28 protein-coding genes and 1 tRNA gene are annotated in these 26,862 nt (G+C 61.4%); 8 read left to right on the top strand and 21 right to left on the bottom strand.

Annotated features, from left to right (window positions below; all coding sequences use genetic code 11):
* Nucleotides 1-4: 4 nt before the first annotated feature.
* Nucleotides 5-820 (bottom strand): alpha/beta fold hydrolase, encoded by an 816-nt coding sequence (locus CFB41_RS16800; protein WP_089457223.1) that lies wholly within the window; start codon nt 818-820, stop codon nt 5-7.
* A gap of 81 nt (nt 821-901) precedes the next feature.
* Here CFB41_RS16800 and CFB41_RS16795 point away from each other — a divergent pair, with 81 nt between their 5' ends.
* A complete protein-coding gene (locus CFB41_RS16795) occupies nt 902-1,516 on the top strand; it encodes a CGNR zinc finger domain-containing protein (RefSeq protein ID WP_089457140.1) in 615 nt (204 codons plus the stop codon).
* Nucleotides 1,517-1,570: 54 nt separating this feature from the next.
* On the opposite strand, the gene CFB41_RS16790 is transcribed toward CFB41_RS16795, so the two are convergent.
* Nucleotides 1,571-2,620, bottom strand: a complete 1,050-nt coding sequence (locus CFB41_RS16790) for a DUF3592 domain-containing protein (RefSeq protein WP_089457139.1) — start codon at nt 2,618-2,620, stop codon at nt 1,571-1,573.
* Nucleotides 2,621-3,556: 936 nt separating this feature from the next.
* Here CFB41_RS16790 and CFB41_RS37510 point away from each other — a divergent pair.
* Nucleotides 3,557-3,685 carry a 3'-5' exoribonuclease gene (locus tag CFB41_RS37510; protein ID WP_306427071.1) on the top strand — a complete coding sequence of 43 codons (129 nt, stop codon included), beginning with the start codon at nt 3,557-3,559 and terminating at the stop codon, nt 3,683-3,685.
* A gap of 13 nt (nt 3,686-3,698) precedes the next feature.
* Here CFB41_RS37510 and CFB41_RS16785 read toward each other — a convergent pair.
* From CFB41_RS16785 to CFB41_RS38470, 12 genes are all read right to left on the bottom strand, one after another.
* Nucleotides 3,699-4,825 (bottom strand): IS3 family transposase gene (locus CFB41_RS16785; RefSeq protein WP_089456894.1). Its coding sequence is split into 2 segments (ribosomal slippage): nt 3,699-4,585 and nt 4,585-4,825, totalling 1,128 coding nucleotides; the frame shifts between segments, so codons are not numbered across the junction.
* Between the two features lie 737 nt (nt 4,826-5,562).
* Nucleotides 5,563-6,294, bottom strand: coding sequence for a hypothetical protein (locus CFB41_RS16770; protein WP_256941061.1), 732 nt, complete (start codon nt 6,292-6,294; stop codon nt 5,563-5,565).
* A gap of 183 nt (nt 6,295-6,477) precedes the next feature.
* Nucleotides 6,478-7,857: a type II secretion system protein GspD gene (locus tag CFB41_RS16765; protein WP_089457136.1), complete on the bottom strand. Its 1,380-nt coding sequence runs from the start codon at nt 7,855-7,857 to the stop codon at nt 6,478-6,480.
* A complete protein-coding gene (locus CFB41_RS16760; protein ID WP_089457135.1) occupies nt 7,854-8,975 on the bottom strand; it encodes a zonular occludens toxin domain-containing protein in 1,122 nt (373 codons plus the stop codon). The genes CFB41_RS16765 and CFB41_RS16760 overlap by 4 nt, the downstream gene beginning before the upstream one ends.
* 4 nt (nt 8,976-8,979) lie before the next feature.
* Entirely contained in the window at nt 8,980-9,273 is a 294-nt protein-coding gene (locus tag CFB41_RS16755; protein ID WP_089457134.1) for a DUF2523 family protein, read from the bottom strand.
* A gap of 8 nt (nt 9,274-9,281) precedes the next feature.
* Nucleotides 9,282-10,745 (bottom strand): hypothetical protein, encoded by a 1,464-nt coding sequence (locus CFB41_RS16750; protein WP_089457133.1) that lies wholly within the window; start codon nt 10,743-10,745, stop codon nt 9,282-9,284.
* Between the two features lie 156 nt (nt 10,746-10,901).
* Entirely contained in the window at nt 10,902-11,132 is a 231-nt protein-coding gene (locus CFB41_RS37505) for a hypothetical protein (RefSeq protein WP_144029938.1), read from the bottom strand.
* Between the two features lie 45 nt (nt 11,133-11,177).
* Nucleotides 11,178-11,471, bottom strand: coding sequence for a hypothetical protein (locus CFB41_RS16745; RefSeq protein ID WP_089457132.1), 294 nt, complete (start codon nt 11,469-11,471; stop codon nt 11,178-11,180).
* A gap of 2 nt (nt 11,472-11,473) precedes the next feature.
* Complete coding sequence (locus CFB41_RS16740) at nt 11,474-11,677, bottom strand: hypothetical protein (protein ID WP_059548486.1); 204 nt, start codon at nt 11,675-11,677, stop codon at nt 11,474-11,476.
* A 2-nt stretch (nt 11,678-11,679) separates the two neighbouring features.
* Entirely contained in the window at nt 11,680-11,985 is a 306-nt protein-coding gene (locus tag CFB41_RS16735) for a hypothetical protein (RefSeq protein WP_089457131.1), read from the bottom strand.
* Entirely contained in the window at nt 11,964-13,241 is a 1,278-nt protein-coding gene (locus CFB41_RS16730; protein ID WP_256941060.1) for a replication initiation factor domain-containing protein, read from the bottom strand. The genes CFB41_RS16735 and CFB41_RS16730 overlap by 22 nt, the downstream gene beginning before the upstream one ends.
* A 339-nt stretch (nt 13,242-13,580) precedes the next feature.
* A complete protein-coding gene (locus CFB41_RS38470; protein WP_089457130.1) occupies nt 13,581-13,826 on the bottom strand; it encodes a hypothetical protein in 246 nt (81 codons plus the stop codon).
* 79 nt (nt 13,827-13,905) lie between these two features.
* On the opposite strand from CFB41_RS38470, the gene CFB41_RS16720 reads away from it, so the two are divergent.
* Complete coding sequence (locus CFB41_RS16720) at nt 13,906-14,364, top strand: hypothetical protein (RefSeq protein ID WP_089457129.1); 459 nt, start codon at nt 13,906-13,908, stop codon at nt 14,362-14,364.
* Nucleotides 14,345-15,376 carry a tyrosine-type recombinase/integrase gene (locus CFB41_RS16715; RefSeq protein ID WP_089457128.1) on the top strand — a complete coding sequence of 344 codons (1,032 nt, stop codon included), beginning with the start codon at nt 14,345-14,347 and terminating at the stop codon, nt 15,374-15,376. The genes CFB41_RS16720 and CFB41_RS16715 overlap by 20 nt, the downstream gene beginning before the upstream one ends.
* A gap of 59 nt (nt 15,377-15,435) precedes the next feature.
* On the opposite strand, the gene CFB41_RS16710 is transcribed toward CFB41_RS16715, so the two are convergent.
* From CFB41_RS16710 to CFB41_RS16700, 3 genes are all read right to left on the bottom strand, one after another.
* Nucleotides 15,436-16,389 (bottom strand): hypothetical protein, encoded by a 954-nt coding sequence (locus CFB41_RS16710; protein WP_089457127.1) that lies wholly within the window; start codon nt 16,387-16,389, stop codon nt 15,436-15,438.
* Between the two features lie 9 nt (nt 16,390-16,398).
* Complete coding sequence (locus tag CFB41_RS16705) at nt 16,399-16,968, bottom strand: hypothetical protein (protein ID WP_373558621.1); 570 nt, start codon at nt 16,966-16,968, stop codon at nt 16,399-16,401.
* 433 nt (nt 16,969-17,401) lie between these two features.
* Nucleotides 17,402-17,477 (bottom strand) — tRNA-Lys (locus CFB41_RS16700).
* Nucleotides 17,478-17,667: 190 nt separating this feature from the next.
* Here CFB41_RS16700 and CFB41_RS16695 point away from each other — a divergent pair.
* Nucleotides 17,668-18,072: a PaaI family thioesterase gene (locus CFB41_RS16695; protein WP_006477449.1), complete on the top strand. Its 405-nt coding sequence runs from the start codon at nt 17,668-17,670 to the stop codon at nt 18,070-18,072.
* 8 nt (nt 18,073-18,080) lie between these two features.
* Nucleotides 18,081-18,947, top strand: coding sequence for a patatin-like phospholipase family protein (locus CFB41_RS16690; protein WP_089441282.1), 867 nt, complete (start codon nt 18,081-18,083; stop codon nt 18,945-18,947).
* A gap of 49 nt (nt 18,948-18,996) precedes the next feature.
* Here the strand turns inward: CFB41_RS16690 and CFB41_RS16685 are convergent, their stop codons facing one another.
* A complete protein-coding gene (locus CFB41_RS16685) occupies nt 18,997-20,010 on the bottom strand; it encodes a D-2-hydroxyacid dehydrogenase family protein (RefSeq protein WP_089426599.1) in 1,014 nt (337 codons plus the stop codon).
* Nucleotides 20,011-20,436: 426 nt separating this feature from the next.
* Here CFB41_RS16685 and CFB41_RS16680 point away from each other — a divergent pair, with 426 nt between their 5' ends.
* Nucleotides 20,437-21,486, top strand: a complete 1,050-nt coding sequence (locus tag CFB41_RS16680) for a LysR family transcriptional regulator (protein ID WP_089457125.1) — start codon at nt 20,437-20,439, stop codon at nt 21,484-21,486.
* Nucleotides 21,487-21,615: 129 nt separating this feature from the next.
* Here CFB41_RS16680 and CFB41_RS16675 read toward each other — a convergent pair whose 3' ends face one another.
* The 3 genes from CFB41_RS16675 to dprA all read right to left on the bottom strand — a co-directional run bounded on the left by CFB41_RS16675 (nt 21,616) and on the right by dprA (nt 26,170).
* The gene (locus CFB41_RS16675) at nt 21,616-24,213 is read right to left on the bottom strand and encodes a DNA topoisomerase III (RefSeq protein WP_089457124.1); all 2,598 of its coding nucleotides are present in this window, start codon (nt 24,211-24,213) and stop codon (nt 21,616-21,618) included.
* A gap of 193 nt (nt 24,214-24,406) precedes the next feature.
* Complete coding sequence (locus CFB41_RS16670) at nt 24,407-24,787, bottom strand: thioredoxin family protein (protein ID WP_039353754.1); 381 nt, start codon at nt 24,785-24,787, stop codon at nt 24,407-24,409.
* Nucleotides 24,788-24,823: 36 nt separating this feature from the next.
* Nucleotides 24,824-26,170 carry a DNA-processing protein DprA gene (gene dprA / locus CFB41_RS16665; RefSeq protein ID WP_089457123.1) on the bottom strand — a complete coding sequence of 449 codons (1,347 nt, stop codon included), beginning with the start codon at nt 26,168-26,170 and terminating at the stop codon, nt 24,824-24,826.
* Nucleotides 26,171-26,355: 185 nt separating this feature from the next.
* On the opposite strand from dprA, the gene def reads away from it, so the two are divergent.
* Nucleotides 26,356-26,859, top strand: a complete 504-nt coding sequence (gene def / locus CFB41_RS16660; protein ID WP_089457122.1) for a peptide deformylase — start codon at nt 26,356-26,358, stop codon at nt 26,857-26,859.
* Nucleotides 26,860-26,862 lie beyond the last annotated feature (3 nt).

Raw genomic sequence — 26,862 nt, 5'->3', positions numbered from 1 at the left:
GGCGTCAACCTTGCCCTGATGCGTCGAGCACTGCCGCGACGATCGCCTCCGGCGCATCTTCCTGCACCAGGTGGCCCGCACGCGGCACCCTGATCAGCCGGCCGTTCGCGATGCGATCGGCCAGCGCCTGCCCCTGTTCGAGCGGAATCCACGCGTCGTCCTCGCCCCACACGATGCGCACCGGAAAGTCCGGCGGCGCGTAACGCGCCTCGGCTTCCTCGATGTAGCGCTGGCGCATCTGCGCGATCTGGCGATAGAACCCGGCCTGCCCGTCGGGCGTGAGCCATGGCGCGCGGTAGATCGACAACGCGTCGTCGCTCAGCGGCCGCGCGACGGCATTGCCGAGATAGGCCGACACGAGCGCGTGATGCGCATACGCAGGCAATCCGGTGAATGCGGCTTCGTGCTGCGCGACATGACGCACGAACGGCGAACCCTGCGGCGCGATGGCGACCGGATTCACGAGCGTGAGATCCGCATAGGCGACGCCGTCGAGGAAGTGCGCGCGCAGCACGGTTGCGCCGCCATAGTCGTGAGCGAGTACGCGGGGGCGTGAGATGTTCCACTCGTCGAGCAGCGCGCCGAACAGCCTGTTCTGGCGGCCGAGCGACACGTCCGCGTCCGGCATGTCGGACTGACCGTAACCGAGCAGGTCGTAGAAGAACACGCGATGACGCCGCGCGAGCCACGGCGCGATCCGGCGCCACACCTGCGACGAAAACGGCGTGCCGTGCACGAGCACGAGCGGCGGCCCGTCGCCGAACGTTCCCCAGGCAATCCGGTGGCCTTCGAAAATGAAGCGGTTGGCGAGTTCGAGCATCGGCATCTCCATGCTAACCTGTTTTGGTTGTTAACAGGTTACGCCGGATTGTCCGGATGTGAAACCGATAGGCGAAAATAAATGGTTACTCGATACGAACCCGCGCAACCTGCGCACGCATGGGGCGCAGCCGATTTCGTCGGCGGCCATCCGGCGCTCGACTTCCTCAACACGGTGGCCGATACGGGCAAGACGCGCGCCGCCGACAAGCTCGTCGACTGGCCGGCCGTGCATGCGTGGGCGGAACGATCGGGGCTGCTGGCGCCGGCCGATCTGGCGCGGCTGCTGCGTCATGCGCGGCAGGACGACGCGGATGCGCTGGCGGCGCTGCTTCGCTTTCGCGAGGATGCCTACACGGCGATCTCGCACCTGACGGCCGGAGGCGGCGGCACGGCCGGCGCGCGTGCGGCGGACCGGCTCGCCGTCGCGATTCGCGACGCGATCGGGCGCAGCGCGTTCGAGGCGGTCGACGGCCGGTTCGCGTGGCGGCCCGACGCGCGCGCCGCGTCGCGCTGGGTCGACGCGGCCGCACTCGGCTTCGAGCAACTGCTGCGCAGCGACGATTTCGCGCGGGTGAGGCAGTGCGGCCGGTGCACGTGGTTCTTCGTCGATCGCGGCCGCGGCGTCGGACGCCGCTGGTGCGACATGCGTACGTGCGGGAACCGCGCGAAGGTGGAGGCGTTCAGGGAGCGATGACGCGCGCGCCGTACCGGTCGTCGCGCCGGGCGGTGCGCGACCGGCGCGCGAGCGTCATGGGGCGATTTCGTGCGGCCGATGCTCCGGCCACAGCGTCGCGGCGACGAACAGCCCGGCCGCGAGGAACGGCGCACCGATTGCGAGCAGGATGGCCGTGAGGCCCCAACGATCCCAGAAGCGGTCGACGACCGCGCGCTCGGGGGTGACGGGGTCGTACAGCACGTTGACCGCTTCGCCTTCCTGCAGGCCCGGATGCGACGCCGCCGCGCCCTGGGCGAACGTGATCTGGCGTCCGCTGTCGGTCGTGAACGCGACGATCGCCGAATACAGCGACGTGCGCGAGCGGGCTGACCGCGCACTTTTGGCGATCTCGACGACGTGGCCGGTTGAGCGCGCGTAGTGGTGGGCGATTTGCCACTGACGCAGGCCGGCCGCACCGGCGCCGGCAATGAAGCCCGTGCCGATCGTGATCGGAATCAGCACGATCGCGATATCCCAGCGGCGTCGCGCCTGCTTGCGCTCGGCGCGGGTGGGCGGCGCATCGGATTGCATGCGGTGGCGCTTGCCGGCGATCAGCAGAGCGCCGATCGCGAACGACGCGACGGCGAGTAGCGCCGCCACCGCCGCTGGAAACCAGCGTTGCGCGAAATCGTCGATCAGCGCGGGGCGCTCGGGATGGACGGGATCGAGCAGGACGTCGACGTTCTCGCCGATGTCGTAGGCGGGGATGGTCGACGCGGTATTGCCGGCGATCTCGCGGCGCTGGCCGTCGTTCGCGAGATACGCGACGATCGGCCGGTATGCGCGCATCGCGTCGCTGTCCTGCACGATACGGACGACCGTGCCCGGCGTGCGCACGAGGTGGCCGGACGCGTGGCCGGTCGTGACGGCGAGCACGCCTGCCAGTACGAGCAGCACGGCGCCGAGCGCCAGCGCGACGAGTGCGTCCTTACCCGGCATGACCGGATCCGGTTCGTGCGTCGCACTGCGGATGCCGGTGTGATCGTTGGAGTGGCGTGTCCCGACGGACCCGCCGATATCGGCGCAACCAGGCTCTCTGAATGGTCGCGTCTCGGTTACATGCTTCCATGACTGACGTCCCATGTTCTCTCAGTGCCGGCGGGCAAACGGCAGTGCCTGCGCCGGTCGTGTGATATTTGTCGGACGATTCTAGCGGAAACGATGCGGAGCGGGCGTGTGGTGGCGTACTGCGACAGGGCGCGCGCCGCGCGTGCGACGGCGGAAAAGGAAAAAGCCCGGTCAGCTTTCGCTAACCGGGCTTCGGAATTCCTGGTGGGGCGTGAGTGACTCGAACACTCGACCTACGGATTAAGAGTCCCTTGTGAAGGCGACAGTGGCCGACAGTGGTCGATACTTCCGTCGCTTTATGGCAACAGAGCGACAGTGGTCGACTGTATTCGACTGTGGCGTTGACACTTAGTTGACGCTGGCGCCACAGTCACGCGAATCACTCGATCTCGCCGTCGGTGTCGGTCAGTCAAGGCATTCAAACTTTGAAGGGCTTGATTCAAAAGGTGATTTTTGGAAATGAGCCGGAGAAGGCCGATATTTCACGCCGTACGATGTTCGAGACCCCATAATCGTTTGGCAAGGGGGAGCGGGCAGAAAGCGCTGCAGCTGTCGGACACGGTATCGAATATACCCGCTACTCGGTCCGGCGGGCCGCGCTGAGCCGCGCGATCACCCGTCGGACGCTGCAGAGACGCAGTCGCACTAGGCCGCGTCGATTACGTGCCGGACACTCCTCACGCTAGCCGCCCGAATCGTGCGCGGCCCTCAAGATCCAAGCGGCGGGCTTTCCCGACTCGGGAATCCAACAAAATCAACGGCTTGCTGAAAGAGTACAGGCATGGAACAACGAGTCCCTAATGGGGACTCGTTAAAAATCAATCACTTACAGATTTGGTAACACGTAGATTGGTAGAGTACTTGCGGAATGGTCATGCGCTGCACGTATTCCGTACGCAAACTCGATGTAAGGTATCCTCGCATTCAATCTGCCTCCCGGAGCGTTCAGCAATGCCGGTGCACGTTTATGTCGACACCGAATTCACGGATTTCCTCGACTGCGAGCTCATCAGCATTGGCCTCGTCGCTGATGACGGCCGTGAGTTTTATGGGGAGCGCTCGGATTTTGAGCAATCTTGACCTGCCCCCGGTTTTAGTCCGGACTGCAGTTAGAGTCCGAGGTTAAAAACTGTTGCTTTGCATCGTGCGCCCGGGCGAACTGCACGGGTGTCAGATAACCGAGCGAACTATGAGGCCGCTCGGTGTTGTACTCGATACGCCATTCCTCAATCAGCCGCTTGGCGTGGCGCATTGACACGAACCAGTGCTCGTTCAGGCATTCATCTCGGAACCGCCCGTTGAAGCTCTCGATATAGGCATTTTCCACCGGCTTGCCAGGCCGAATGAACGACAGCGTGACACCGGCTTCGTAGGCCCATGCATCCAGCACCTTACCAGCGAACTCCGGCCCGTTGTCGACCGTGATGGATGCGGGTAAGCCTCGCATCTCCTTGAGCCGCTCGAGCACTTGCTGCACTCGTAAGCCCGGCAGCGAAGTATCGACCTCGATGGCCAAGCACTCGCGCGTGTAGTCGTCGACCACGTTCAGGCATCGAAACCGCCGACCATAGGCCAGCCCGTCAGAAACGAAGTCCATCGACCAGCTCTGATTCGGGCCTGTTGGTAACGGCAGCGGCGTGCGCTCGACAGCCGCAATACGCTTGCGTCGCCGCTTGCGCACGCTCAGTCCCGCCTTGCTGTACAGGCGCCAGATGCGCTTGTGGTTGGCGAAGCAACCATCCCGCTGCAACAGCACGTGAATCCGGCGATAACCGTAGCGGCGCTTCTGCGCGGCGATGGCCATCATCCGGCCAGTCAGCGCTTCGTCGTCAACTCGGCGGCGTGATTCGTAGTGGAACAGCGAGCGCGAAATCCCTACCAGCCCGCAGGCCCGGGTAACCCCCATGGCGCGTTCGGTCATCAATATCCGGACCGCTTCGCGCTTGGCCTGCGGGCTTGCTACTTTCGAGCCAGCAGGTCCTTCAGCGCGGCGTTGTCGAGCATTGATTCGGCCAACAGGCGCTTGAGCTTGTTGTTCTCCTGCTCCAGTTCCTTCAGGCGCTGCGCATCGGAGACCGTCATCCCGCCGAACTTCGCTTTCCAGTTGTAGTAGGTCGCTTCCGAGATGCCGTACTTGCGGCACAACTCCGCCGGCTTCAAGCCAGCTTCGGCTTCCTTCAAGATGCCGATGATTTGTTCTTCAGTGAATCGCTTTTTCATTGCCGTTCCTCTCTGGAACGGACTCTACACCGTCACCGTACTAAACGCGGGGGGCAGGTCAATCTAGCTGCAGCGAGTTCGTCCACGCAGCGGTTCTTCCCCAGCTCGGACAATACCCGGACCGGGTGTTCACGCGCGATTCTTTACACACTGAGCTGAGCCACTGGCTCGATCAATACGTCAACGAGCGCGAGCGCCTGCTGTGTTTTGACTACGGTGGTGATTGGGAACTGCTATGTGACCTGATGGACGGTCCGCCTGCTGGTTGGCAAGCCTGCCGCATTGGGCTTGATCAGCAGCGCATGGAGGACTACTTTCGCCGGCACGCAGGACGGCACCACGCACTGATTGACGCTCGCGCAATGAAGTATGCGTCCGCGATTGAAGACTAAGCGCGCAACTGACGTCTAGTGGCATGTAGGACGGGGCGCCATATACTCGGAGGTCACGTCCCGCCAGTTCAACCATTCTCGATCGCTTAGCCACGTCTCCCAGACGACCGGCACCGAGACGCAGAAGGCGCACGTCCCCATCAACTCGTACACGGTTCCAGACTCGTCAGTTCCTCTGCGCGTCTCAGGATCGAAGCGCACGATCCGCATGCTCATGCTGTATCGCGAACGGTTCATTTGAGGTTTTCCCGCAAAGTAGCGGGCTCCGTCCGCATCAAACACGAACCATTCAAAAAATGCGATTACGGGATCCGAGGTGGCAATGTCAGGTTGCATAGGTGGGTTCTAAATATCGGTGAGGAAGGGGCAACCTTTCAGAAGCGCCTCGGCGACTGCGTCGACGAACATGTCCAATCGTTCGCCACGATTGCGAACACGCTGCGCCCATGTCTTCGCGACCTTTCGGTAGTAAATGCGTTGTTCTGTTTTCCACCCACCGTTCGGGTACACAAGGTCATGCATCCCTGTCAGATAGACGCGCTCGATATCGAGATCTGCGAACTTTTGATGGTGGTGAATCTGATTGCGTTCGCGAATTTCCTGATCGAACTCCTTGCCGAATTGCTTGATGAAAGGGCCGAACTGAATGCCATGTTTGGGCACCAAGCGATCGACAGCATCAACCAGTTGCTTGAGACGCTCTTTGAACTGGTAGATGCGGCTGAAGTACAACTCGCAAGCGTTACTTAGGTGCTCATGCCGAGTCACGGGTAAGCCGTTGAATGGGAAACGACGGAAGTAATACTCGCACGACCTTACAGAGAGCGCGACGTCGTATAGCTCGAGGTAACGGGTGACGACCGCATGCTGCAGCTCCACGTCAGGGGGGAGCTGAAACGGCCTAGCCTCATCAGTCGACTCCGACAACATTCCATCGAGATCCATTGTCGCTACCAAGCTCGAAACCCGCGCCTCGTGCCAGCCCGGAATGGTGTCAAGTTTCTTGATGAAGCGTGCTGTTGCGTCCATCATCTGCGCGCGTGCCGATTCTTTCGATGCAGTTGTCTCGTTTTCCATTGCAGCCATATCCAAGGATAGTCAGCATGCGGGATTGTCGGCGATGCACGCGTCGATGTCGAACGATCGTGGAGGGCCGAACGTCGATGGCTCGCCCAGCGCTCATGTGCAGGGGAGGCGCGGTAGGCAAGGCTCCACGTCCTCACCCACGTTGCGGGCGATGGAGCCTTGCCTACGTCGTACTTAGATCTTCGTTACTTGCAGAACAAGGACAATTTCTGTCTGATCATGCAGAGAGCCATGACCTTTCGCCCATTTCGGGAGAAACGAGAGGCCCGAAGACGACAACGAATCATGTGACTGCAACAAGCCGCCGATTACCGCGACTTCACCATCGCTCAGCGTTGTGACGGTTTGAAGCTTCCGCGTATTTTTCGTGGGCGACGTATTCACGCCCGTTGACGTGCGCACGAAGTCGGAAATTTCCTCTTCTACAGCCAGCTCTATCGTGTCTCGCATCACAGTTGGCTGAACGTCGAAAATAACGCCGGCGTCCTGATAAACAACTGACTGAACCGGAGTTCCACTCGGCCCTTGGTAACTCACCTGTCCCTGCGTCGGCACCTGTTGACCGACGTTGAGACGAGCGCGATCGCCGGATAGCACCGTGAGGTTGGGACGCGTGAGGACCTTGAATCGGCTGTCAGCATCAAGCGCTTGAATGCCGAGCGTAACTGCATTGCCAGCGCGAAGTTGCACCGTCGACGCCGAAGGATCGGATAGCCCATTATTCACGTTCAATCCGACCGCAGCACCGAAGAGACTAACCGCAAGCGCAAATCCCGACTGATCCTGCGTCGTGTTATTGACTTCGTAGACCCACGCACGCAGATTCACCTTGCCGCGGGCTACATCGACCATCGGCAACACTTTCTGTAGAGCTTCGATCTCATCCGGCGTCCCCATGAAAACCAGCTGATCAGTGCTCTGGTCAATCATTGCCGCTGCCGATTCCGGCGGCACGCTCCGCGCAATTTCGCCCTTACCCTGCAAAGCGGCTGCGCCAGTCAGTGAAACACCACGCTGTGTCGTGAACCTCCCGCCTACCAGCGGCTGCACCAAGCGCATCAGGTAATCCGCTTTGCGGTAGCGCGGCACGTAGACGAAAAGCTCGCGCATTCCTTTCGGTTGATCCGCGTCAGGTTTCTTCCCGATGAAATCCACGCCATCGCGCACGGTCACAACATACCCAAGCGAATCAAGGAACGCCGATAGAAAGCGACGCAAATCGCCGTTTTCGGCCTTATAGCGAAACGATACCTGTCGCTGATCTGCAAGGACATCCGGGCCGATCACATGCGGCGTTTTCACGGCGTTCTCGTACACAAAGTCGACGACGTACGAAACGGTAGCGAACCGCAGGTCGAAGGAGTTGCCCTTCGAGTGCTGGACCATTGGCTGTGTCGGCGTGGCCGATGCTGACACGGGAAGCGGTGTTTCCGACGGATGCTCGAGCGATGCCAATGTCGGTAACGGTGGAACCACCGGTATCGATGCCGGGTTGTCAGCCAACGCAATTGCAGGCCACATCACTACAAGCGTGAGCAGACGCTTGAGGTTCATTTCCCGATCCCTCCTGGAATAGGCACTGACAAAGCCGCTGGCTTTGCACCCGACCACATGGACACACGTTCACCGTCAACGTGTCCCACGATTGCCGACCCCAAGCCATTAAAAGCCGCTGGCGAATCGACCCGCATGCGCCCGCTGGAATCACCGAGTACGACATACTGCACAGAATCCGACTCAAAGCGACCCAGAACGCGCCATGTGTTCGACACGTCAGATGCCCGAGGTGCGAGCGTGGAACCGGGTGTTGGCACCCCGGCCATACTTCCCGGCACCGCTGGTACCGAGGCGCCGTCAATAGACGCGGTAGCAGCGTGACCTTCCGTCGACTTCTCCTTGTGTGAGAAATACCGCGTCACGCCCCACAACCCGGCACACAACAAGAGGACCATCCCACCGCCGACTACCCAAGTCTTACCGTGTAGCAAAATGTTCTGTCGACGATCGATAGGCTGCTCTTTCGCCTGGGCATGGCTGTAGCTCTTGTACAGCGCATAGATCTCCTTCTTGAACGCAAAGGGGCCGCTAGACGACATCGGTTTGGCTGAGAACTTGACGCCGCGATACAAATTGACCGAGTACCGGTTCAGGCCGAGTGCCTTGGGCTTGTGTGTGACCGACGACATCTCGATCTTTCCTTTCAGCGCGCGCGCTAACATCGTCAGATCCGGATCGATGACCACTAAGTCGCAGCTATGGCCCATGACGTTCGTGAAGTGACGATGCTCCCGGAAAAAGTAGGCGTGAGACCGCTTGATCTTTTCGCCCTGCGACCAGTACCGTGTGGCCTCATCGATCACCACCAAGTCTCCGCCCCACACGCGACCAAACTCAGGGTCAGGAATCGGCATCGGCTTATCAAGCGCATCTTCCCCCGGAAAGAAGTTGTCCTCCTCCGGCGCGCTGCGATCACAACCCCGGATATGCCCGATGCAAATAATCGTACCCTTCGGCGCGTTCTCAGCCACGTACTGATAGATAGCGTCCGGATCGAGACCATCAATGTTCGTGACGATGAAGCGCCCCTTCGACACTGCAGGCAGAATCACGTGCTCCATCACACCGTACGTCTTTCCGCTACCCGGACCACCGCCAAACGCATTTATCGGCATAGTGTCACCCGATCAGCGGAATACGACGAATAAGAAATCGCGCTGCGTACGCCGCGATAACCAACGGCATCCCATAACTGACCGAGCACAGATCGAGGAAATACCAGACACCCGAGCCAACCACACCGAACGCCTGCGTCAAAGAGGCCACGGTCGGTAGAACCCCCTGACCTTGCAGAAACGTCACCGATTCCGTCACGAAGAAATACAACCCGAAATACAGCACAAACTTCACCAGTACCGAGCGGAACAACCACGACAGCGCCGACCAAACCGCCGACATCAAAATCGCATACATGCATCACCTCACGCCGAGAGAACGATGAACACGGAAGCTAGGACGAACACGAGCGCGAACATTGCATTGATCGCCGTCCGGTTTTGCTCGAACAACGTGCAGTGCTGATCCATCGTGTAGCTACGCCCGAACATCGCAAACGTCGCAGTCGGACACACTCCCGTGTGCGCCGGCACTTGAAACGAATTGAAGCCCGGAAGCATGTTGAAGATCGGCCCGAGGATCATCTGGATCGTCGGCGTGTTCTCCAGAGATGGCTGCGGAGTGTTCGGATTCGCACCGAAATCGACCTCGCACGGCGGCTGTCCCGGTGCTCCACACTGCGACCCCGACGAACCCGTCCCGGTGCCCGTACCAGTGCCGCTGCCTGTGCCGGGATTAGCTCCGGGCGTCGGGTCAGAAGACCCGGGTGTATTGTGAATTGGCAGCGAACCAAGCGAGCCTCCTACACCCGACTGCCCCTGCGTCCCCGAGCCCGAACCGACGCCCAGAGCATCCCCTACTGTCGGTGTATAGCTCGGATTCGCGTCCTGCCAGTCCGTCGCGTCCTGCGTCGTCACCGGGTTGCTCGGGTCATACGGCACACCCTGATAGCCTGACAGCTGCGATGCCTGCTGCCAAAGCGCATTCACCGTATTGGCAGCGAGCTCCGGATTGACCGGCTGTGCCTTCTCCGAGTCCGGAACGTTCTTGGTAGCCGTCGCTATATCAGTTGTCACCGGTGACCCATCGCCCCCGCCTGACACCTGAAGATTCACGGGAACACCGTACTGATAGTTGTAGCTAAACGTGGAATTGAGCGTGCTGCCATCGACCCAGCTCGTCGCGTGGGCCGTGCAGTTGCCGCGCCCGTCGCAGCTATCGAGCTGCCAATTCATGGTCTTAGACGGATCGGTGCCGTAGCAACTAACCGGGGTTTGCTTAGATGCCGCTGAGTCCGCGTTGAACGCCTCGACATCGGTCATGTAGTCTTTTTCGATCCGCTGTCCGCACGTGTCCGGCCATTCCCGCTCAAGCGCAAAATAGTAGAAGGACCCAATAGGCGGAGCACTTGCAGAAGTAGTAGCGGTGACGCTGTCGCCGGACCCGAAGCGCCATTTCACAAGCTTGTCGAGTCCCAGCCCAATCGCCCAATTCACGACAGCTCCAATCACGGCACCCACGACGATGCCAATCCAACCACCACCTATCCCTGAGCGAGCACCGTTCGCGGCTCCCGTCGCGACCGTTTCAACCGCCTGAATCGTCTTTGTGACCCTCACGTCGGTTACTTCTAGACCCATCGAGCCCAACTTCTTGTAAAGGAGGCCGGATGTCTCGGTTTGCATTTTCCCGTAGCTGTAAGCCGTAGTCTGATCGACATAGGTCGAAACGATCTTGCCCGCCTTATCGAACACCAGCACCGTGCCCGCTTCGGCTTGCCCGCACACGGCAAGCGCAAGCAGCCAACAAACAATCTTTCGCTTGTCCATGCCGTTACCCCTTCAGGCCAGCCACGCATGCCCATCCGCACACGATGCCCCAAGCGAACACCACCAAATACCAGCAGTCCGTCGACACCATCGCACCGTCCCCGTAAACAAAAAAGGGGAGCCCGGCAGCTCCCCAAACCAATTGTGATCGTTAGATCACAGGCCCTTGACCGCACGCAGCGCGAGCTTCGCACCACGCCATGCGACGTACACCACGACCATCGTTGAAGCTACCGACATGATTGCGGTGATGACCGAGCTGAAGTCCACCGCCGATGTGATCTGCGTGAAATCCGGTGGCGTCGTCGCTGCGTGTGCAGCCACTGCCGAACCCGTCGCCGCAGCACCTGCCAATGACTTCAGTACTACTTGAAATTTTTCTTTCATTGCTAACCCCTCTACAAACAAATCCCGGGAAGCGCCCGGTACGCATCATCCCCGCTTGATCAACGCGAGAATGCTTCCAGCGCTCGCGCTCACCATCCAGATACCAACTATCATCGTGAACGCCAACGCGAAGAACCCCGCTGCAGCGCTGTAATCGAACGGCAGTGCGAGCCCATCAAGGAAGCCCGCGCTGGCCGGATCGACCACGTAAGCCTGCTGCGCCTGAACATGAAAATACTGAGTGCCTGAAGGCGGACACACCTGCTGATCGAGCGCTGACGACTGATCCGAGCTGACAGGCACACACAGCAACACGTTCTGAACAGCGCCGACCGACACAATTAATTCCCCTTCGGAATGAAGATCAACGGCACGACGTCAAATGACCCGTCGCAATGGTCAACTCCGGCTTCATATGCCGCACCGATATCCTCGAAGCCGACCGCATCACGCAGGCGCTCGGTCTGGCCCACGTCCCCGGAATCGGGCCGCAAAAAGTAGCCGGAAACAAGGTCCTGCACCACGTACACGACCCTGACGTCCATGATCAACCCGCCTTCGCCGCGCGAGCAGTCGGTGTCAAGGAATGCATCACGGTTTTTTGTGTCTTCCCGTTCGTCACGATCTCCAGATCGGCCGAGGCCTCGAAGGGGAAGGGCAGATGCTTGTACTTATCAAACTCAGCCGACGTACCGAGCGTGAACTCTGCGACCGCAAAGCCCTTGGCCGTACCCTTTGAATCGTCGAGTGCAGTTTCGGTGTAGACCTTTGTGCTGTCGAAGGACGTACCGTTTTCCATCTGACCTTTACTCGACTTCATCCCCAACACCTTCACATCGCTCTTGAATCGCATGGTTCATTTCCTGTCGCAGCGGCTGGTGCAAAGACCGGATCCTCTGTCCAGCCATCGCCAGAGGGGTCTAAATCGTTGTATGGATTCGTGATGCCGTAGACGTGGACAGGAACTGCACACGTCTCGTAATCGGGCACCTTCAAACGTTCGGGCCAATTGCCCGAGCTATTCGTGATCGCATCGAGAAATTCGGCGTCGCCCAGCAGATTGCGCAGAACGAACGCGTACTTCCCATAGCTCGTACGGATGTTCGTAAGGCTCGCGTCAACGTTGATCTCTGCCGCCTTGCGTTTAATCTCAATCTTTTCTGGCGTACGCGAGGCATCGAGGAAACGAAGGCACGGATACGCACCGACGAAGTAACTAGACGGATCGAGCAGTACGTTGAGCGGGATAACTCGCTTCTTGTTATGGAACTCGACCTCAATTCGCACCCATTCCGAATGTGCGTCGCCTTGCTCTCGTCCCTTCTCATAGGCTCGACAAAGCTTTCCATTGCCACGCACGCCGATGTACACGCTGCGTCCCTTGCCGATCGGGTTCTTCCAATCACCCTTGTATTCATGGCGCGGCGCATTCACCGAGCATGTAAACAGGCCATCGTCGTACCAACCATCAATCTGATCGACGGTGTATTCGCCCTGCATGCAGTCATGCGCGAGGTCAATGCGCGTGATCGTCGGTCGAGCAGCCGTATCGACAAGAAAATCGTGCAAGCGGGATTCCCACCCGGCCTTAGCTGCAATGCAACCTTGGCCGTTCAGGTTGATAAGCATGGTTTGGCGCTGGCCAGCTCCACCCAGAGCGACGTGCCCATAGTTGTCGCCGAGTTCCCACGCGTTCGTATAGAAGTCACGCATTTTTTTCAGGTCACGCGTGATGCCAAAGCCGAAGATCTCCGTTAGATGCTTGCTCGCTTCTAAGATGAACGCCTCGTCTGCGACAAGCTGAACGCCCGCCGTCCGACTCCACGTTTCCTCGCCCACCGTGAAGCGAAGCGTGTCGATCATCGCAACCTGTTCGTTGACCGGCCGGCGAACCAGAACGGTTTTCAATTTGCCCGTGTCCGTCACAACCATCTGCAACTCCTGCACCGTCGCGATGGCCGGTCTTTCCGTTCCCCCCCTGTTAGTCAAGGGGGGGCAGTCTGATTCCGTCGCCGCAAACGACCCCGGCTTCATCGGTGTTTTCGCATCGCTGCTAGAACGGCGTGCCGAGTACTTGAGCACACCGTCGTCGTCGAGCAATTTTTTCATGCGACCCATATGTAGTCCTAAAAGGCACCGTTAAGGAAAATGGATGCAGATTGACTTACTTCACGCCGCTGATTCGGACCGAGCTCAGCAACGATCGACAGTCCCCACGCCAGCTTTTGAAGGTGCAGACGCGCCGCGGTTGTGAGCACGTGCTCCTTCGATTGGCGAAACAACAAGTCAGCGACAACTGAGACCGAGGGATTTGCGAGTTGTTGGAGGCGGGTTTCGGCGAGTTGAGCGAGACAGCGCTGGTCCGTGGTAGGAAGGATCGAGGCTGTCGCCGCCCAAAGCTCGAAATATGCCGAGACATAGCGAACCAAGATTGTGGGAGCGGCCACTTCACGCTTCCTCGAGCAAGCATCGACGGTGAATGGCCGCGACATTGACGAGGTTGCGTCGACCGACTTTGACCATAGGCAACTCGCGACGGGCGATCCATCCTTCAACGGTTTCTGCCGTTACCCCAACCGCTTGTGCGAAGTGCCTACGATCCATCAACGGTGAGTACGCTCCGAACGGAGCAATCTGGCCAACCACGTCCTCATCACTCATAATCGTCCCAAATCGCCCTTCGGCGAGTTCCATTTGGTCTAGATGTAGTGCTGAAATAGCACTATGATCGGATTTATACGACACTGTTCGACAGTGTGTCAAGGGGAGTGGCATGGAAAACATTGACGAACGTATCCGTCACCTGATCTCGGCGAAGACGGACGACAGCCGTCGGTACAAGCAGCTTGAGGAGGCCACCGGCATATCAGCGGCGATTTGGAAGAATTTTTGGTTCGGAAGAAAGCGGCCGGACGCCGATATGGTCGAGCGTCTGAGTGTGGCGTGGCCTGCACACGCGTTCTGGCTGGCGACGGGGTTATCGGATCTCGCCTATGGGCACCGTGTTCCAAAGGCTCTCGAGCTACCCGCGCTCAGCAACGAGACGACAGCTGTTGCTGAGCAGAAGTGGAAGCTCATGATTGCCCTGCGGGAAAAGTATGGGGATGACGGCGGAGCGGAGTTGACAAGCGCCGAGCGAGCGAAAGTCGACGATCTCGAAACGATTCGATGGCGCGAAATCGCTCGTATTAAAGCGGGAAAAGACAAATTCGATGAGCATCAAGAAAACTGACGCGGGCTGGCTGGTCGACGTTCAGCCGGGTGGGCGGGGAGCAAAGCGTGTGAGGAAGACCTTGGCCACCTTGGCCGAAGCTAAGGCTTACGATGCGTGGCTTAGGACGCAGGTTAATCAGGACAATGCATGGATGCCCGCCCGCAGAGACCTTCGGCGCCTAACCAACTTGATCGACACTTGGTACCAGCACCACGGACGCTCGCTGAGATCGGGTGACGATATGAAGCGGCGCTTGATTGCGATGGCGGAGGCAATGAGAGATCCGGTTGCGGACAAATTCTCGGTGCAGACGTTCGCGGTTTATCGAGATGAGCGGCTTAAGGCCGGTATCAGCCCTGCCAATATGAATCGCGAGCACGCGTATCTTAGATCCGTATTTTCTGAGCTCAAGCGCCTTGGACAGTGGAAGGGAGATAACCCGCTCTCCTCGCTAAGGCAATTCAAGGTGGTCGAACGTGAACTGACCTACCTCGATCGTTCTCAAATAATCCGCCTGTTGCACGAGTTGGGTCGAGGTCGAAACAGGCATGCGAAGCTGATCGCAAAAATCTGCCTGGCAACGGGTGCAAGATGGAGCGAGGCAGAAGGCTTGACGATCCATCAGGTACGAGATGGCTTGATTCAGTATGCTCGGACCAAGAGTGGAAAGACACGGGCGGTGCCTATTGACCGCGATCTACACAACGAGATCCGAGCCCACCATCAGCAGTACGGCCGAGAAGATCGGATTTTCGACGCGGCTGCTTCTGCTTTTCGAGAGGCTATCGAGAGGGCGAAAATCGAACTGCCGGATGGCCAGCTTACTCACGTGCTGCGCCACACATTCGCAAGCCACTTCATGATGAACGGCGGTAACATCCTATCGCTGCAGAGAATATTGGGGCACGCCAGCCTTACGATGACAATGCGGTACGCGCACCTAAGCCCAGATCACCTTGAAGAGGCCAAACGATATAACGCACTGGCCAGTCTCGTGAGCTCAGGAGCGATAGTAGGAGCGGAAAGATGATCGAGGCGGCCAGCGATGCATCAGTTAATGCGATGCGCTCGCGAGCCGCCAATGTCGATCTAGACTGGAGCGATAAGACGAACAAGAGTAAAGACTTGGCGGGGAGCACGATTTCGCTCGCGAATCTCCCGCGTCCGAATCTCAACTCGCCACGGTCTTCGAGGTATTTCCCTCGGATCGATAGCAACCTGTCCTAGCTCAGCTTGGCCTTCAAGCTGTCGCACAACGTTAGTGCCGAACGTCCCCTTCATAACTGCTCGGCCATCCGTCGGGTTGAATTCAAATCGATGTGAGTTCGGAAGCAAAAAGAGCGTGCCGACCAACTCTTCCCCTCGCTCCTCAATTTCCATTGCCTGAGTACGCTGTCGCGCAATCGAGACTGCGTTGCGATCCAGCAAGAAGTCACGTGAACCGTCCACGACCCTCATGGTCGCACCACTATCGTCCAGCCTCTGGAAGAACTGCTTCAGGGTGACCAAAGTGCGCTCGTCCAACTCGGCCGCAGCCTCATCGAACACCGCCTCATCAGCTGCGCCGACCCGCGACAAGATGTCGGTGATCTCATCAACAGTTTCTTTCAGGGGCGTATTCACAATCTCGCCATCAACACCTGACTCTTCCAGCACGAACCCAAACGAACCTCGGGCCACACCGGTGACTAGGAGCTGGGAGGTATCTGCGCGTGGAACAGGGCCGCGCGCGCCCAACGGGCCTACCTCCTTCGAGGAGAATTTCTTCGAAACTAGCGTTTGAAGGTCATCCAGCGCTTTCCCCGCAAAATCTGCGTTGATGCCGCGAGAGCCTTGCACAGGACCGCCACCAAAGAAAATTCCAAGTTCGGCATGAGTCTCGGGGCGCTCGCCCGCGCGGGCAATGGCCTCCTCCAGCTGCGTCTTGCGAGCGCTGAACTGGTAGTACCCACTTGGATCTTCCTCTTCTGTCCGTGATGCCAGCATCGCCTCGACTGAGGCCAAGTCTGCCATCAACACATCTATCTCAAGTTTCTTCAACATGGGCTGGCCTCACGGATTCGCTATCACTTGGGTCGCATGAGCTAATGCTGCGGCGTCATCCGACTGAAGTGGCACTTGAACCATCCCCTTCCAAAGAGCGCTATCCCGCTGGTGTGAGAATAGGCCGAACCAGTATCTTGTGTCGTCGACCAACAGGTCCGGGCGCTTTCGCAAATCGACGTAGAAGGCATCACAGTCATACGCCGCCTTCGTTTGATTGCGGTCGAACAAAGCAATGTTTGCCACGTACCATTGTTTGTAAGCGTTGAGGTCCGCAACCTGCGGTGAATAGGCGAAGGTCACGACGTCGATATCCTGCGGTGGTCTTCCCCGAATTTGCTCGACGTCCTCAACGAAGCTGCCGTCCAGCCACTGAAATCCACCAATGAGCCCTGTATTTCGCAGGGCCTCCCGGTAATTGAGCAAACCCTGCAAAATTCCTGCGCGGCGCGAGGAGGTCGCGAAGCGGACAGCAAACTCATGCATTGTTGCCACGTAAGGCGACATCGCCGCCTTCACGCCAGGGTCGTCTCCCGTGTATGGCGGCAACACCATAGACGCGTTGAACGTTGGTATCACTTCGACCTAGCCCCCGTTTTTTGTTGGGTTTTGTTCTCAGTATCTCAGAGGTGCCGCACCGATACACCGGCATAACTGCCAGCACGTCAAACAAATTATAAATTATTGTTTGTAAACAGGAAGTTGTATCGATCTATTGAGGCTGGTTGCCACATGTGGCGGTGGCTCGCCCGAACGGTGCCCGTGACACCAGTTGCTGGCTAATCGGTCCGCGTCGACGGCCGACGTGTATCTCTTTGCTATGGGGTGTTGGCTAGTCTAGCCGTGACAACGGCAGAATGATCGGGGAGGCGGGCGTCGCAATGCGACCTGACTTAGATGCGGTCGTGCCGGGCCTTGCCGGAATGGAGGATGCCGGGAGAACGCGGTTGACACTTCGTTGACAGCCGGGAAATGAAAAAGGGCTTAGCCGAAGCTAAGCCCTTGAAATTCCTGGTGGGGCGTGAGTGACTCGAACACTCGACCTACGGATTAAGAGTCCGCTGCTCTACCAACTGAGCTAACGCCCCCAACAGAAGAAAGATTATGCACGGGTATTTCGGGTCTTGCAAGCCCTTTCTGCAAATTTCCTGAAAATATTTCGTCACCACGACGGCAGCTGTCGGCCCGATAACGAGCGATCGTAGTTTCCGCGCTCCCGGTATGATGACGCCACACGTGTTGCGCGACGGTCGCGCAACGCTTTCTGGGCTTTCGAAGATGGACGAAAACGCAGTCCGCGAATTGCTGGATCGCCTGCTGGCCCCCTGGGTCCGCTCGCTCGGTCTGGTCCCCGTGTCGATCGGCGACGACAGCGTCACGCTGCGCCTGCCGTTTTCCGGCGAATTCCGCCATTCGGGCGGCATCATCTGCGGCCAGGTGTTCACGGCGGCCGCCGACACGGCGATGGTGGTCGCGATCTCGGCCGCGCTCGGCGAGTTCCGGCCGATGACCACCGTATCGCTGAACACGAACTTCATGCGGCCCGTGCGCAAGGGCGACGTGCTCGTCACCGCGCGCGTGCTGCGGATGGGTCGCAATCTCGTATTCGGCGAAGTCGAGCTGTTCGACGAGGACGGCAAGATGGCCGTTCACGCGACGTCGACCTACGCGCTCGTCAGCTGAGCGGCGCGATGTTCGACCAGATCGTCTTTGCGGGCGGCGGCAACCGCTGCTGGTGGCAGGCTGGCTTCTGGGACGTCGCGCAGCCGGCGCTCGGCCTGCGCCCGCGCGTGATCACCGGCATCTCGGCCGGCGCGGCGACCGCGTGCATGCTGTATACCCGCGACGCCGCCTGGGTGATGCGCTATTACGAAGAGGCGCTGCGCCACAACCGGAAGAACGCGTACTGGGGCAACCTGTTCGGGCGCGAGCCCGTGTTTCCGCATTACAGGATTTACCGCCAGGCGCTGCTCGACATCTACGGCGAGCCGTTCGCGAAGCTGGCCGCGGCGCCGGAGATCCGCATCGGCGTGTCGCACGTGCCGCGCTGGCTCGGTGCGCGCAGCGCGGTGGCCGCCGGCCTCGTCGCCTACAACATCGAGAAGTACGTGCGCAAGACGCTGCATCCGACGCTCGGGCGCTCGCTCGGTTTTCGGCCGGAATTCGTGCGCGCGCAGGCCTGTACGCGCGTCGACGATCTCGCCGACCTGATCCTGCAGTCGTCCTGCACGCCGCCGTTCACGCCGGTGCTGCGCCGCGGCGGCCGGCCCGTGCTCGACGGCGGGATGGTCGACAACGTGCCGGTCGACGCGCTCGATCCGACGCCGGGCGACGTGCTGGTGCTCGTCACGCGGCTGTACCCGCGTCCGCAGATGTTCACGGTCGCGCATGGCGAGCAGCGGCGGCTGTACGTGCAGCCGTCGAGCAAGGTGCCGATTTCGAGTTGGGATTACACGAGCCCGTCGCAGATGCGGCATGCGTACGATCTCGGGCGGCGCGACGGCGAGCATTTCCTCACGCGCGTCGGCGCGATGACGGGCGGCCGCGTGGCCGCCTGAAGACGGGAAGCAGGAAGCGGGGTCGCGCGGCGGGCGCGGCCCGCGGCGCTCAGCGCACGCGGCGCGGCGTCAGGGCTTCCGGGTTGACGACGCTCGACATGTCGCCCTGGTCGAACGCCAGGATGTTCCGGAATGCCGCACTGAAGTAGAGCTCGTAGCTTTCGCGCTCGACGTAGCCGATGTGCGGCGTGCAGATCACGTTTTCCATCCGCAGCAGGCTGTAGCCCTGCAGGATCGGCTCGCTCTCGAACACGTCGATCGCGACCATGCCCGGACGGTTGTGCGACAGCGCGTTGACCAGTGCGTTTTCCTCGAGCAGTTCGGCGCGGCTCGTGTTGACGAGCAGCGACGTCGGCTTCATCCGCATCAGGTCTTCCTGCTTCACGATCCCGCGCGTGTCGTCGTGCAGGCGCAGGTGCAGCGACAGCACGTCGCTCTGCTCGAACAGCGCTTCGCGGCTTTCGGCGGCCGTATAGCCGTCGGCGCGCGCGGCCTCGAGCGAATGCTCGCGGCCCCAGATCAGCACGTTCATCCCGAACGCCTTGCCGTAGCCGGCGACGAGCCGGCCGATCTTGCCGTAGCCCCAGATGCCGAGCGTCTGGCCGCGCAGCACCTGGCCGAGGCCGAAGTTCGGTGGCATCGCCGACGTCTTCAGGCCCGACTGTTGCCACGCGCCTTGCTTGAGGTTCGCGACGTATTGCGGAATGCGGCGCTGGGCGGCCATCACGAGCGCCCAGGTCAGTTCGGCGGGGGCAATCGGCGAGCCCGTGCCTTCGAGCACGGCGATGCCGCGGTCGGTACACGCTTCGAGATCGATGTGGCTCGAAATGCGGCCGGTCTGGCTGATCATGCGCAGGTTCGGCAGCTTGGCGAGCAGTTGCGACGAAATCGGGGTCCGTTCGCGAATCAGCACGAGCGCCTCGACTTCCGCCAGACGGCTGGCGAGTTGTCCCAATCCGCGCACCGTATTGTTGAAGACCTTCACGTCGTGGTCGGCAAGCATCTCGAAGCAGTTCAGCTTGCGGACGGCGTCCTGGTAGTCGTCGAGGATGGCAATTTTCATGGTGAGCGGATGTCGCACGTTGAAAGCGGCGGTGGCGGCGGCGCACGTTGCGCACCCGTCCCGCCCGGCCGGGGCCGACATGATGCTACGTCGGCCGCCTTCATGGTGTCTTTTTAACAGGTTGTTACGCTCCGCCGCAATTGGCGGCAGCCTGACCCGGCGCCGCTCGCGCGGCGGGCGTAAGGGTGCGCTGTTGTGTCGCATCAAATACGTCCTTCCTGATTCGGCCACGTACTCGACGAGGTTCACCCAATTGTTGCTCCAATCAGAATAATTGGATCAACTATCCGCATAAGCCGAGGATTTTTGACTATTTTTATCGTCAACAGGGGCCTTGTTGAGCAACTCTGCATCATTTCCGCTGTCGTAGGAGAATTACGCATTTGCTTCATCTTTTTGAAGTTGTAACAGCGGCAGGAGTCGTTTATGGATCATTTGCAGTCGATGCGCGTGTTCGTCAAGGTTGCAGATCTCGGCAGTTTTGCGCGGGCCGCGAGTGCAATGGATATCTCCAACGCGGTCGCGACGCGTCACGTCGCCGATCTGGAAGGCCGGCTCGGCACGCGTTTGCTGAACCGCACTACGCGCAGTCTTTCCCTGACGGAGTCAGGCCAGGTCTATCTGGAGCGGGCTCGCCAGATCCTTGATGAGCTCGAGGACGTCGAGCAGATGGTCGTTGCGCGCAATCACGAGCCGGTCGGAACGTTACGCATCGTTGCGCCGGTCGTGTTCGGCCTGCACAACCTCGCGCCCGTGTTGCAGTCGTACACGGAGAATTTCCCGAAAGTGGTGCCGGATCTCACGCTGGTCGACCGGCAGGTCGATCTCGTCGAGGAAGGTTTCGACGTCGGCATCGTCGTCACGCGCCAGATGCGCAGCGCGAGCATCGTCACGCGGCGCCTGACCACCGGCTGCATGACCGTGTGCGCGACGCCGAGCTATCTGGAGAAGCACGGCGTGCCGACCCATCCGGAGCATCTCGCCGAGCACCCGAGCCTGAGCCTGCCGACCGAATACTGGGGGGACGAGCGTGTGTTCACGGGGCCGGACGGCGAAGTGCGCGTGCGCCCGACCAACGTGATCGTCGCGAACAACACCGCGATGCTGCGCCAGTTCGCGCTGCTCGGGATGGGGGTCGCGATCCTGCCGAGCTACCTGATCGGCGGCGACATCGCGCGCGGCGCGCTCGTGCGGCTGCTGCCGGATTTCCGGCTGCCGCAGGTCGAGATCAACATCGCTTACCCGAGCCGGCGCCATCTGCCCGCGAAGGTGCGCACGTTCATCGACCACCTCGTCGAGCATTTCAGCCACTCGACCGACGCGACGATGGGCGAGCAGTGGGCCACGCAGAGTTCGGCGCTCGCGCCGATCGGTGTCGAGACGCGTGCCGAGCAGCCGGAAGCGGCCGACCCGAACCTGTCGCCGCGCCTGCCGCGTTCGCCGCGCACGCGCGTCGCGGCGCCGTCTCCGCTGTAACGGCGCGATGGCCGGGCGGCGATTGCCGCCGGCACAAAGAAAAACGCGGATCGAGCAATCGATCCGCGTTTTTTTATGGATGCCTGCCGGCGTTCGGCACGGCCGGGAGAGCCCCGGCCCGTCAGGCCGTCACGAGCCGGTCTTGCGCGCCGTCGTCTTGCGGGCGGCTGTTTTGCGAGCCGGTGCCGGTTTCTCTTCAGCGCCTTCCGTCACGGTTTCGGCGTCCTTCGTCGCCGATTTTGCCGTCTTCTTCGCGGCAGCGGCCTTCGGCTCCTTCTTCTCGAACTCGAAGCCGATCTTGCCGTCCGGCTGCTTCACGAGGAAGGCCTTGAAGTTGCGGCCCGTGCGCGACGACTTGAAGTTCGGCAGCAGATCCGTGCGGCCGTCGGCAAGCAGCTTGCCCATCTGCTCGCGCGTGATCTCCTGCTGCAGGATCACCTTGCCCGAGCGGAAGTCGCAGGTCTTCGGGTTGGCCACCGAGTGCTCGCACACGTAGCTCATCCCGTGCTCGAACACACGGCCCTTGCACTTCGGGCACGCACCGACCGGCTCCTGCGCGGAGAAGTCGGGCGCTTCGCCTTCCTCGCCACCCGAATCCTGGCCGAAGTCGAACTCCAGCTTGTAGTTCTTCGTCTCGTCGTCGAAGGACAGCTTGAGGATCGCCGAGAACGGGCGACCCATCTTGCTGCGGAAGCCGGACAGCGGGCCGATCGTCTTCTCGCGCAGCAGCTCCTCGACTTCCGCGATCTCGAACTGCCGGCTGCCCGGGATCTTCGAGATCGAGAACTCGCACTTCGTGCATGCGAAGCGGCGGTAGTTTTCCTTCACCTGGCCGCCGCAGTTCGGGCACGGCGTCTCGAGCGTCGCGTAATCGCCGGGGATCGTGTCCGAATCGTATTCCTTTGCGCGCTTCACGATCTGCTGCGTCATGCGGGCGATTTCCTGCATGAACGCTTCGCGCCCGAGGTTGCCGCGCTCCATCTGCGACAGCTTGTATTCCCATTCGCCGGTGAGCTCGGGCGCGGTGAGTTCCTTCACGCCGAGCCCGCGCAGCAGTGTCATCAGCTGGAATGCCTTCGCGGTCGGGATCAGTTCGCGGCCTTCGCGCACGAGGTATTTCTCGCCGAGCAGGCCTTCGATGATCGCCGCGCGCGTGGCCGGCGTGCCGAGGCCCTTCGCGGCCATCGCCTCGCGCAGTTCGTCGTCCTCGACGAGCTTGCCCGCGCCTTCCATCGCGGACAGCAGCGTCGCTTCCGAGTAGCGTGCGGGCGGCTTCGTGACGAGCGCGACGGCGGCGATTTCGTCCGTCTTCACCTTCTCGTCCTTCTGCACCGGCACGAGGTTCGCATCCGCGCCTTCGGCGTCGCGGCCGTACACCTGCAGCCAGCCCGGCTCGACGAGCACCTTGCCTTCGGTCTTGAAGTGATGGCCGGCGACTTCGGTGATCCGCGTCGTGACGCGGAATTCGGCGGCCGGGAAGAACACGGCGAGGAAGCGCTTCACGACCATGTCGTACAGCTTCTGCTCCGGCTCGGACAGCGACTTCGGCGCCTGCAGCGTCGGGATGATTGCAAAGTGGTCGCTGATCTTCGAGTTGTCGAAGATCCGCTTGTTCGGCTTCACCCAGCCCTTGTCGAGCACCTGCTTCGCATGCGGCAGGTAGTTGTTGCTCTCCTTGAGCATCTCGAGCGTGGACTCGACCGTCGACAGGTAGTCTTCCGGCAGCGCGCGCGCGTCGGTACGCGGGTAGGTCAGTACCTTGTGCTTTTCATACAGCGCCTGCGCGAGGCCGAGCGTGTTCTTCGCGGAGAAGCCGAAGCGGCTGTTCGCTTCACGCTGCAGGCTCGTCAGGTCGAACAGCAGCGGCGACAGCTGCGTCGACGGCTTCGATTCCTCGGAGACCGTGCCGACCTGGTCGCGACACGCGGCGACGATCGTCTCGGCAGCCGGCAGGCTCCACAGGCGGGAGTCGCGCTTCTCTGGATCGAATTCGTCGCGCTTGAATTTCGGGTCGTACCACTTGCCTTCGTAGAAGCCGCCCGCGCACGCGAATTCGGCCTTCACTTCCCAGTAGTCGCGCGGGACGAAGCGGCGGATTTTCTCTTCGCGTTCGACGACGATCGACAACGTTGGCGTCTGAACGCGGCCAACTGTCGTCAGGAAGAAGCCGCCGCCCTTGCTGTTGAACGCGGTCATCGCGCGGGTGCCGTTGATCCCGACGAGCCAGTCGGCTTCCGAGCGGCAGCGTGCGGCGTCGGCGAGCGGCAGCATGTCCGCGTCGCTGCGCAGGTTCGCGAAGCCGTCGCGGATCGCCTGCGGGGTCATCGATTGCAGCCACAGGCGCTGGACCGGCTGTTTCGCCTTCGCGTGCTGCGCGATCAGGCGGAAAATCAGCTCGCCCTCGCGCCCCGCGTCACATGCGTTGATCAGGCGGTCGACATCCTTGCGCTTCAACAGCTTGGTGAGCACCTTGAGGCGCGACTCGCTTTTTGCGATCGGGTTCAGGTCGAAATGCGGGGGGATGACGGGCAGATGCGCGAAGCTCCATTTCCCGCGCTTGACCTCGTACTCTTCCGGGGCGGCGATTTCCAGCAGGTGGCCGACAGCGGACGAAAGGACGAAATCGTCGCTTTCGTAATACTCGTCATGCTTGGTAAAGCCGCCCAAAGCGCGTGCGATGTCGTTCGCGACAGAAGGCTTTTCCGCAATGATCAGTGCTTTGGACATGACAGGTGTGTGTTGGTAGACCGGGTTCGCCGGTTGTGGGTCCCTTTTACGACCGCTTTATAGCACACGCCGCAGCGATGGCGGCTCGGCGTGCAAAAAGCGGCCCATCATAGAGGGGGGCCGCAACGGCGGCAAGCGCCCGGCGCGGCGGGGCGCGCAAATGTGCGCGAAATCACCGCGCCGGCTCGCGAATTCAGGCTTCGACGGCCAGGATGTTGCGCAATTTCGGTGCGTGCGGCGCACCGGGTACCGCGCTCAGGTCGGACAGCATCCGCTCGACGATCGCCGCATGCGGCAGCACCGTGCCGAAGAAGCGGGCGGTGTGGGTATCTTCGATCAGGATCGTCGGGAAGTTCTCGACGTCGAGATCGTCGAGCTGGTCGGCATGCGTTTCGATGTCGATCCAGGCGAAGCAGGCGTCCGGATGCGCGTCGGCGAGCTGGTCGAAGGCCGTCCGGTAGTCGCGGCACGTGCCGCACCACTCGGCGCACAGGCAGGCGACGAGCAACGTGCCGGGATCGGCGAGGCGCTCGGCGATCCGATCCGCATCGGTGTCGAGATTCAGCGCGGGCATGGGTTTCCTTGAGTATCGTCGGCGGCCTGGCCGCCCCTATGCGGGGGAATGTAGCACGCCGTCCACGGGCGGGGTGCGCGCCACGTCAAGCCGTGCGAAGCGTCCGCCGGGGAGGCTGGCGACGCGGCCGGCCAGTTCCAGCGCAAGCAGCGCGCGGTGCAGCACGTCGTCAGGCAGGCCGCTGTGCTCGGCGAGCCATTCGTAGGTGACGGGGCCGTATCCCAATGCGGCCAGCACGGCCTTCTCTGCCGGGGTGGCGGGCAGCGGTGGCGCCGGCGAAGGTGCTTCGTCTCGGGCGGACGCGGTGGCCGGAATGGCATCGCCATGTTGGATAACACCGGCCGCGGCACGCTGAGTGGCGGTTTCGGTTTCGCGAAGGTCGCCGGTGCCCGCGCGCGGATGCCCGGAACACGCCGCACCGCTCGCCGTGCCGGCTTTCGATTCACCCAGCCCGTATTCCTCGAGTACATCGAGCGGCGCCGCCGTGAGCTTCGCGCCGTCGCGGATCAACGCGTGGCAGCCCTGCGCGAGCGGCGCGTGGATCGAGCCCGGCATCGCGAACACATCGCGCCCCAGTTCGTTCGCGAGCCGCGCGGTGATCAGCGAGCCGGAGCGCGGCGCGGCCTCGACGACGAGTGCGCCGACCGCGAGCGCGGCGATCAGCCGGTTGCGCTGCGGGAAGTGGGCGGCGCGGGCCGGCGTGCCGAGCGGCCATTCCGACACGATCGCGCCGTGCGCGGCGATCTCGTGGGCGAGTGCGCGGTGCCGCGCCGGGTAGACGAGATCGGCGCCGGTCGCGATCACCGCGACCGTGCCCGACCGGCCGTCGAGCCCGCCACGATGTGCGGCGGCGTCGATCCCGAGCGCGAGGCCCGACACGATCGGCAGCCCGGCGTCGGACAGTTCGCGTGCGAAGTGCGTTGCGTCGGCGAGCCCTTGCGGCGTGGCGTGACGGCTGCCGACCACGGCGAGACTGCGCGCGTGCAGCAGGTCGAGCCGGCCCTTTACATATAGCAGCAGCGGCGGATCGTGCAGGTCGCGCAGCCGCGGCGGGTAGGCAGGATCGTTGAGCGTGACGAGCGCATTGCCCGGCGCGTCGAGCCACGCGAGCGCGGCGTCGGTGCGCGCGTCGAGATCGCCGCACTCGCTTGCGCGTACGGCCAGGGCGGCGGCGGTGCTGGTGACGGCGGCGATGGCGTGGTCGGGTGCACGCAGCAGCGCGTCCGGCGAGCCGAACGCATCGAGGAGTGCCTGCAGCACGGCGGGCGCGAGGCCGGGCGCATGCGCAAGCTGCAGCCACGCGCGCACGGCGGAGGTGGTCAGCGCTTGCGGCGACATGAGGCGCCCCTCGAATGCGGTGGCCAGCGGACCGCGTGGCGCCATGATAAAATTTTCATCATCCGAAATACTCGACAGGGCCGCGCGCGCAGGCGCCCGGCCAATTGCAGGAGGCGTGATCCGCGGCATTGATTCGCCGCGCGTCCGCCTCATCTTCATTGCATCCCGGCAGCAGCGCCAGCCGGCCGGATGGCCGATGCGGCACGCCGCTCCACCGAATACCGAACGCCATGGCTTTACTCAATATTCTTCATTACCCCGACAAGCGGCTGCACAAGGTCGCGAAGCCCGTCGACAAGGTCGACGACCGGATCCGCAAGCTCGTCGCCGACATGGCCGAGACCATGTATGCGGCGCCGGGGATCGGCCTAGCGGCCACGCAGATCGACGTGCATGAGCGCGTAATCGTGATCGACGTCTCCGAGGAGAAGAACGAGCTGCGCGCGTTCATCAACCCGGAGATCGTGTGGTCGAGCGATGCCAAGCAGATCTATGAAGAGGGCTGCCTGTCGGTGCCCGGCATCTACGACGAAGTCGAGCGTCCCGATCATGTGCGCGTACGCGCGCTCAACGAGCAGGGCGAGACCTTCGAGCTCGACTGCGAGGGCCTGCTGGCCGTGTGCGTCCAGCACGAGATGGATCACCTGATGGGGCGCGTGTTCGTCGAATACCTGTCGCCGCTCAAGCAGACGCGCATCAAGACGAAGATGAAGAAACTCGAACGCGCGATGTAACGC

Origin of the sequence: Burkholderia sp. AU33803 (genome assembly GCF_002223095.1) — a bacterium.
Taxonomy (GTDB): Bacteria; Pseudomonadota; Gammaproteobacteria; order Burkholderiales; family Burkholderiaceae; genus Burkholderia.
The sequence above is the reverse complement of the archived record's forward strand: the minus strand, read 5'-3'. Positions and strand labels throughout refer to the sequence as shown.

What these genes read in the sequence shown, in the direction of transcription:
- CFB41_RS16800 (WP_089457223.1), bottom strand. Translation starts at nt 820, where the DNA reads ATGCTCGAACTCGCCAACCGCTTCATTTTCGAAGGCCACCGGATTGCC.
- CFB41_RS16795 (WP_089457140.1), top strand. Translation starts at nt 902, where the DNA reads ATGGTTACTCGATACGAACCCGCGCAACCTGCGCACGCATGGGGCGCA.
- CFB41_RS16790 (WP_089457139.1), bottom strand. Translation starts at nt 2,620, where the DNA reads ATGGGACGTCAGTCATGGAAGCATGTAACCGAGACGCGACCATTCAGA.
- CFB41_RS37510 (WP_306427071.1), top strand. Translation starts at nt 3,557, where the DNA reads ATGCCGGTGCACGTTTATGTCGACACCGAATTCACGGATTTCCTCGAC.
- CFB41_RS16770 (WP_256941061.1), bottom strand. Translation starts at nt 6,294, where the DNA reads ATGGAAAACGAGACAACTGCATCGAAAGAATCGGCACGCGCGCAGATG.
- CFB41_RS16765 (WP_089457136.1), bottom strand. Translation starts at nt 7,857, where the DNA reads ATGAACCTCAAGCGTCTGCTCACGCTTGTAGTGATGTGGCCTGCAATT.
- CFB41_RS16760 (WP_089457135.1), bottom strand. Translation starts at nt 8,975, where the DNA reads ATGCCGATAAATGCGTTTGGCGGTGGTCCGGGTAGCGGAAAGACGTAC.
- CFB41_RS16755 (WP_089457134.1), bottom strand. Translation starts at nt 9,273, where the DNA reads ATGTATGCGATTTTGATGTCGGCGGTTTGGTCGGCGCTGTCGTGGTTG.
- CFB41_RS16750 (WP_089457133.1), bottom strand. Translation starts at nt 10,745, where the DNA reads ATGGACAAGCGAAAGATTGTTTGTTGGCTGCTTGCGCTTGCCGTGTGC.
- CFB41_RS37505 (WP_144029938.1), bottom strand. Translation starts at nt 11,132, where the DNA reads ATGAAAGAAAAATTTCAAGTAGTACTGAAGTCATTGGCAGGTGCTGCG.
- CFB41_RS16740 (WP_059548486.1), bottom strand. Translation starts at nt 11,677, where the DNA reads ATGGACGTCAGGGTCGTGTACGTGGTGCAGGACCTTGTTTCCGGCTAC.
- CFB41_RS16735 (WP_089457131.1), bottom strand. Translation starts at nt 11,985, where the DNA reads ATGCGATTCAAGAGCGATGTGAAGGTGTTGGGGATGAAGTCGAGTAAA.
- CFB41_RS16730 (WP_256941060.1), bottom strand. Translation starts at nt 13,241, where the DNA reads ATGAAAAAATTGCTCGACGACGACGGTGTGCTCAAGTACTCGGCACGC.
- CFB41_RS38470 (WP_089457130.1), bottom strand. Translation starts at nt 13,826, where the DNA reads ATGGAACTCGCCGAAGGGCGATTTGGGACGATTATGAGTGATGAGGAC.
- CFB41_RS16720 (WP_089457129.1), top strand. Translation starts at nt 13,906, where the DNA reads ATGGAAAACATTGACGAACGTATCCGTCACCTGATCTCGGCGAAGACG.
- CFB41_RS16715 (WP_089457128.1), top strand. Translation starts at nt 14,345, where the DNA reads ATGAGCATCAAGAAAACTGACGCGGGCTGGCTGGTCGACGTTCAGCCG.
- CFB41_RS16710 (WP_089457127.1), bottom strand. Translation starts at nt 16,389, where the DNA reads ATGTTGAAGAAACTTGAGATAGATGTGTTGATGGCAGACTTGGCCTCA.
- CFB41_RS16695 (WP_006477449.1), top strand. Translation starts at nt 17,668, where the DNA reads ATGGACGAAAACGCAGTCCGCGAATTGCTGGATCGCCTGCTGGCCCCC.
- CFB41_RS16690 (WP_089441282.1), top strand. Translation starts at nt 18,081, where the DNA reads ATGTTCGACCAGATCGTCTTTGCGGGCGGCGGCAACCGCTGCTGGTGG.
- CFB41_RS16685 (WP_089426599.1), bottom strand. Translation starts at nt 20,010, where the DNA reads ATGAAAATTGCCATCCTCGACGACTACCAGGACGCCGTCCGCAAGCTG.
- CFB41_RS16680 (WP_089457125.1), top strand. Translation starts at nt 20,437, where the DNA reads ATGGATCATTTGCAGTCGATGCGCGTGTTCGTCAAGGTTGCAGATCTC.
- CFB41_RS16675 (WP_089457124.1), bottom strand. Translation starts at nt 24,213, where the DNA reads ATGTCCAAAGCACTGATCATTGCGGAAAAGCCTTCTGTCGCGAACGAC.
- CFB41_RS16670 (WP_039353754.1), bottom strand. Translation starts at nt 24,787, where the DNA reads ATGCCCGCGCTGAATCTCGACACCGATGCGGATCGGATCGCCGAGCGC.
- dprA (WP_089457123.1), bottom strand. Translation starts at nt 26,170, where the DNA reads ATGGCGCCACGCGGTCCGCTGGCCACCGCATTCGAGGGGCGCCTCATG.
- def (WP_089457122.1), top strand. Translation starts at nt 26,356, where the DNA reads ATGGCTTTACTCAATATTCTTCATTACCCCGACAAGCGGCTGCACAAG.